Raw genomic sequence first — 6,629 nt, 5'->3', positions numbered from 1 at the left:
TCGTTTGCCGTATCTGTGTACCTGAACCCGATCCCAATGAAGAGAATCTTGCTCGGGCCGTAGAAGAGATCGAAGGACGTGAAGTGCCCGAAAGAGCACAATATATTCGGGTCATGGTGCTTGAATTAGCTCGTTTGGCCTCCTTTGGTCTATGGTTTGGTGGTCAAAATGGATCTGCCGGTCTCTACACCATGCCCCAATGGACGGTGGGAGACCGTGACTATATTTTGGATCTTTTTGAAGAATTGACCGGTGGTCGGGTCTATCACATGTACATCTGGCCAGGGGGTGTCCGCCGTGATCTACCGACGGGTTTTACCGATCGGGTCCTGAAAACTTTGGATTATCTGGAAGGCAGGTTGCCGGATATCGATAACCTCATGTTTAACAATGCTGTTTTCCAGAAACGGGCCCAGGGTGTGGGCTATATTGACCCGACCAAAGCGCATGAATGGGGCGTGGTTGGCCCCCCCCTCCGTGCTTGTGGCTTCAAGAACGATGTTCGTATCGATGAACCCTACGAGATCTATGATAAACTAAAATTTGAAATACCTACTGAAACTGGTGGTGATGTTTGGGCTCGTGCCCTGGTTCGTCGCCGTGAATACGAGCAGTCAATCAGTATTATCCGCCAGGTCATCGAAAAGATGCCCGGGGGTGAATATTATAATAAAGTACCCAATCCCCTGACCTGGACCATTCCCCCAGGTGATGCTTATGTTAAAACTGAGTCTGTCCGGGGTGAATTTGGTTACTACGTCGTTAGTGATGGTTCCATGAAACCACGCCGTGTGCATGTGCGTGGTCCAGCCTATGTCCATGCTGTTACCCTACTGGAACGAATTCTGGAAGGTGCCAATATCGCTGATGTTTCCTTTATCATGAATAGCATGGGCACCTGCCCGCCTGAAATAGAGAGATGATATCATGGCTCTGAATTTAAAAGGCATCCTGACCCCCTTTACGGCCCTGAAACAGCTTGGAAAACCACCTCATACAGTGGCCTACCCCATGGTGAAGAAGCCGACTGCCGAACGCTATCGCGGATTCCATTTTAACGATCTGGATGAATGTATTGGTTGCGGAACCTGTGGCACGATCTGCCAGAATGGTGCCATTGATATGATCAGCCTGGAAGGCATTGAGGGTAAAACAGGAGACAGTGGTCTCCGCCCCCGGGTTGACAACGGTCGCTGTTGCTGGTGTGGACTGTGTGTGGATGTTTGTCCCACAGGCAGTCTTAGTTTGACGCAAGAATATTTGTATGTTACAGATGACGCTGACAGTTTTTTGTGGATTCCCGGTGTTGACAATCCTGATGGCAACAATCACAAATCTTTCTATCCCGAAACTGTTGATCAATCACTCCTGGACTATGCCCGAATTCCCATGCCTGAGTTAGCGGGTAAGGAACGGGTGAAATCCTATGCTGAGGTTGTCCTGGGGTATAATCAGGAAGAAGCCCAGGCCGAGGCAGAGCGTTGTATCAGTTGTGGATTGTGTGTGGAAGCCTGTCCGGAGCACATGCATATTCCAGAATACATCAATGCCATTGCTCGTGGTGAAGCCGACATGGCCGTCAAAATCATTTATGATAACAACCCCCTGGGTGAGCTATGCGGAAAGGTCTGTACCAGGCGTTGCGAAGATGTTTGCTCCATAGCAGTGCGGGGTGAACCAGTAGCTATTCGCTGGTTAAAACGCTATGCAACAGAACAGGCTGACAATATCGACCTGATCCGTGAAATAGTTGATCCCGAGATCCTGCCGCCCAATGGTCACAAGGTGGGCATTATTGGTGCTGGTCCTTCAGGTTTGACTGCTGCTTATTATTTGGCTCTCAAGGGTTATGATGTAACCATCTACGAGGCCAAAGCGCATGCTGGCGGGATGACCATGTATGGTATCCCCAAGTATCGCCTGCCCATGGAAAGTTTACAAAAGCAGATCGGTTACATGGAATCCATTGGAGTTAAAATTAAATTCAACACCAAAATCGGAGTTGATGTAAGTTTTGCCGAATTGCAAAAAGAACATGGCGCTATTTTTATCGGTATCGGCTTTGAGGTTCCTTACACCCTGGGGATCGAAGGTGAACACTTTGAGGGGTCGATCCAGGCGGTCAATTTCCTGCGCGAGGTCAACGCCGAACGTCCTGTGGAAATCGGTAAACAAGTCGTGGTGATCGGCGGTGGAAATGTGGCTATTGATGGTGCCAGAATTGCACGTCGTTTTGGCTCGGATGTAACCATTCTTTATCGTCGTCGGGTAGAGGATATGCCGGCTGATTGGGAAGAGATCGAAGGCGCTGAGGATGAAGGTGTGAATATACTGACCCAGGCCATCCCGCTGGAGATTATAGCTGACAAGAGCGGCAAGGTTGAAGCCATCAAATATGGTCTGGCTGAAATGATCGATGATGGTAAGGGTGGTCGTCCCCGTCCCCGTCTCATTGAAGGTGACGAGCACATTATGCCGGTTGATAATATAATTGGTGCCATCGGACAGGAGGCAGACTACTCCTTTATTCCGACTGATATTAAGGGACAGTTGGAATTCAGCCGCGGTCGGATGGTTACTGGAGAACTTAAAGAGACCAAACTGCCCTGGTTGTTCGCTGGAGGGGATATCGCGAATAACACAGCAGATGCCATCTCAGCGATCGCTGATGGATACAAGGCTGTCAAGGGCATTGAAAAACTTTTTGCTCAGAAAAGTGGAGAATGAAGCATGAATACATCAAGTGTTGAAGAAGCCATCCAATTTGCAATTGAACAAGAGATTCAAGCAGCTGAATTGTACAGCTCACTCCTGGAGAAATCAACAGATCCCAAGGCTCAAGAGATCTACGCCGAGCTACGTGATATGGAGATCATCCACAAGGAGAATCTGGAAAACTTTGATCATATTGAATTCTTAAAGCGCCACGCTGATCAGCCCCTGCTGGATCTTAAGCTCACCGATTATCTCGTTGAGAAACAGCCTGCTGAGAACCTCAGCTTTCAGGACACCCTGATCCTGGCAGCCCAACGAGAACAGAAAACCTATGCGCTCTATGCTGAACTGGCATCAAAATTCGAATATGACGAAATACTACATAATCTGTTTTCATTACTGGCCCGGGAAGAGCAACTCCACAAGGATCAGATCGAAGCACTCTATGACGAGACCGTGCTTTCCCAAAATTAACGCGTAAGACCTTAAGTCGAATAAAAAAAACCACCGGATCAGGTGGTTTTTTTGTATCCGAAATTATTTTAATCTATAAGATCAACGCCAGTTGAAAATGTCCTCAGAGAATTTAGCATGTAGCGTGAAATACAAATTATGGTATTGATAATCAAGAAAGGCAAAGTCAGGATCAGAATAGTTCTTCAGGATATAGCCTACACCAAACTGAAGATTGGTTAAGACGAGGTAATCAACCTCAGCAGCTAAACCGAAGGTCCCTTCACCCAGAGGATGCATGTAAACATAACGGGCATCTAAAATGGAACTGAGTTTCAGGTTCCAGGCAAATTCTCCCCGGGACTGAAAGAAGTAGGTTTGGGTATTCACGCTTTCATCAAAAGCAGCGTCTTCATCAAAGACATAGCGGGTGGCAAAGCGAGAACCAATTCCAATCCAGGGATTGACCTGATAATAGGAATGAGCTGACAAAATGTAACGATCCTGACGCTCCGGGATAGCTATATGTGAATTCCGGTCTGAAACATAAGCCAACTTGGCCAATACATTGATCTTATCAGATTCTTCAGGTCGGTAAGCAATACCCGCCTGGTAGTTCTCTCTGGTATGGGAGCCGGCATTTTGACCCTTATAGCGATTTTCCCAGTGATCCATTTTGACGATGGCACCAAATCCGGCAAATATCCGCATGTCACCCCCGAGAGCTATCACCCTCTGCAAACTACCCACATCATCCCGAACCTCATATTTTCCAATGGCTTTCAATGGCATATCGGGTAGATATTCAAAAGAAAGAGCCATGGCCTGATGGCTGGGGGTTGGAATTTCAAAAGAATCAACAGTAGCTGTGTTCTCCAGGGAGATATTGACGATCAGGTCTTCCCTCAGGTGCCATTTATTGTTCAGCCCGATGCTAGCCCGATTACGTTGCTCCCCAGTTATACCACCGATCTCATATTTACCTTGAATATCGGTGTTCTCGCCCACCGTGGATCGGAAGCCAAGTACGCTTTGCCGATTTACGCCGGTGCCCTGGATAAAGCGATATTTCCAAAATACTTCCAGCTGCTCGGTAATGGGATAAATAAGCCCCACACTGGTATTGGTTGGTTTTGTGCGATTCCTGAGATTCATATTCTGTTCATGTTCGAAAACAGCCTGAATATGATCCAGTAATAAAATGTTGTACTGCGCTTTCAGCAAGTTTGAGTGATCACCATTAAGTAAACTATCAGCAGCATTGAAGCGTTCCCGGAAAGCATTTTCATAACCAACCTTAAGAGTTGCAGTTTCTTTCACACGGCGCTCGAACTGCATGTTGAATATGCGGCTGTTGGTAGTATTGCTGGTCCCCATATTACCGGATTGTTCGTAATATTCTGTGCTTATCAATCCGTATTTAGTTGACTTATATTTAGCGTTCAAACCATACTTAATTGATCCACGTTCACTAATTCCGCCAACTTGGGAGGAATTAGAAAAGTCGTCGCCAATTGTTCGGAAATATCCCTTAAGATTCAATTCCGGAAGTGGGTTATAGAGCAGCTCTGTCCTAAAGGCAGCACCAACTGACGTGGAATCAGAAAAATCACTGGGTAACCGGGATTGGGCGAGTTCAGCAGCAACGGTGATCGACTCATTCACTGGAACGCGAGCATCAACACCATAGAGTAGATAGCTGGCTGTTGCTCTTTCTTCAGCAATGAAAGTCGATCCGACCGCAATTCTACCATTTTCTCCAAAATTACTCTTATGCCGGAGCCCGCCGATCCATGATCTGGAATTACCACCCTGAAACTCATAGGCAACAATAATGAAAATAGGATTCCCGACACCATCAATGGCAGCAACGGGTTGTTTGAACATCAGGGTTCCGTCAACATAATTGATATCATAATCAAAAAAGCGAGTCAAGTTTCTGGTTTCCAGGATGACCTCAGGATGGTAGCGATCTTTTGTGACAAGTCGAATCTTTTCTGAGAAACGGGTTAAGTTTCCATTGCCCAAATAGTAAAATCCACTGATACCTTCACCCCGGATCTCCTCTTGTTCCATTGATCGATCTGTAGCAGTTCCAAAGAATTGAACCTGATGATTCTTATAAAGATACTTCCCCATGAGACCATTAAAAGTTCGGTTATAAGCTGTAAATTCATTATCGGTCATATTGGTGTTGTAATCCCCAAACATGACAAACGATTCGTTCTGTTCCAATTTTGCGTACAGTTTTGAGCGGCTCTGAGCATCATAGCTGATAGAACTGGCATCTCCAAATACAGGGTATAATTCCTCTGGATCCACATCAACAAAGAGCTGATCCAGATATCCGCGATCCGTATCCAGGGAAGCGGTTAAGCGAATTCCCGGCTTTATGCTTCCTTTGGCATAAAAAGCTGCCCGACCACCGAGAAGTGCATGATCACCCAACTTGGTATTATTAATATTGACCAGCCCAAAGTGAGGCAAGCCGTCCGGATCCTGTCCCTCACCCAGAGTGGATAAGCCCGTGCCAAGAACTCCCACCATGACAATAGGCTCTTCAGGAATACTGTATTTTACCGTAAATTTTTCTGCAAAGCCGAAGGCTTCAATCTCTAACTGAGCGCGTTCACTTGGCTCGAGGGGTGCCTGGAGTGTGACGGCTAGAAATCCTTCAATTACAGGTACCTGATGTCCAAAAGTTTCGGCATCAATATCTTCACTGATCAACGCTCCTGAGGACAAGCGCACACTGGCGTTACTGATTCTGTGCAGTCGATAACCCCATTCGTCCAACATCTCAAATTTGTAGGTTCCGGTACTTCTTCCGTCAGCCGGCAACAGGATCTCATCTGAAACAATTCTGATCTGCTGTAGTGGGCCAAGCACATGAATTGATTTTTCAGTAGTAAAAGTCCGCTCTCCAGCACCGATCGCCTCAGCCCGTAGAGTGACCGGACCAGATGGTACTTCAATATTGAGAAAATCCAGTAGGCCATCAATTCGTATGATGTTTGAGGCTGTTTCGACATCATTCACAAAAAGTTTTGCCGGTGATCCGGCTTTTCCCGCAATAGTGACGGAGATATGGTTCAGATTACTGACAGCCCCATCCTTAGGATCAAGCATGATCACTTGTCCAAAAATGGCAGTTGCCAGGAGAAGACCGGTTATAATTTTCAATAGTCTAGTCATCAGACACATCCGGTTCTTGAGTATTTACTTTTGCTTCATCCACTTCTTCAGCTTCAGTTTGGAGTGCATCCACATCTTCAATATTTACTTTCAACACTCTCTCAATAATGCTGGACAGCGGAACACCATTCTTAAAGAGCTGTACGCTTAGAAAAAGATCCCTGATCCCGGTAACTCCTTGGGGTGCATTGATATGAACCGACGGTACTGTTTCCAACGCGTCAACTTCGATCACATGACCCCATGACTTCATGGTACCGGCAACA

5 protein-coding genes are annotated in these 6,629 nt (G+C 46.5%); 3 read left to right on the top strand and 2 right to left on the bottom strand.

What is annotated here, in order from left to right:
• From U9Q77_14320 to U9Q77_14310, 3 genes are all read left to right on the top strand, one after another.
• A partial coding sequence (locus tag U9Q77_14320; GenBank protein ID MEA3288530.1) for an NADH-quinone oxidoreductase subunit D occupies nucleotides 1-923 on the top strand: 923 nt, incomplete at its 5' end.
• A gap of 4 nt (nucleotides 924-927) precedes the next feature.
• A complete protein-coding gene (locus tag U9Q77_14315) occupies nucleotides 928-2,727 on the top strand; it encodes an FAD-dependent oxidoreductase (protein ID MEA3288529.1) in 1,800 nt (599 codons plus the stop codon).
• Between the two features lie 3 nt (nucleotides 2,728-2,730).
• Entirely contained in the window at nucleotides 2,731-3,189 is a 459-nt protein-coding gene (locus U9Q77_14310; protein MEA3288528.1) for a ferritin family protein, read from the top strand.
• Between the two features lie 81 nt (nucleotides 3,190-3,270).
• Here U9Q77_14310 and U9Q77_14305 read toward each other — a convergent pair whose 3' ends face one another.
• Together U9Q77_14305 and U9Q77_14300 are read right to left on the bottom strand one after the other, a co-directional pair.
• Nucleotides 3,271-6,363 (bottom strand): hypothetical protein, encoded by a 3,093-nt coding sequence (locus U9Q77_14305; protein ID MEA3288527.1) that lies wholly within the window; start codon nucleotides 6,361-6,363, stop codon nucleotides 3,271-3,273.
• The coding region (locus U9Q77_14300) for a hypothetical protein (GenBank protein MEA3288526.1) at nucleotides 6,356-6,629 on the bottom strand (274 nt) is incomplete at its 5' end. The genes U9Q77_14305 and U9Q77_14300, both read right to left, overlap by 8 nt.

This window comes from Candidatus Neomarinimicrobiota bacterium (assembly GCA_034716895.1).
Classification (GTDB): Bacteria; Fidelibacterota; UBA8477; order UBA8477; family JABMPR01; genus JABMPR01.
The sequence above is the reverse complement of the archived record's forward strand: the minus strand, read 5'-3'. Positions and strand labels throughout refer to the sequence as shown.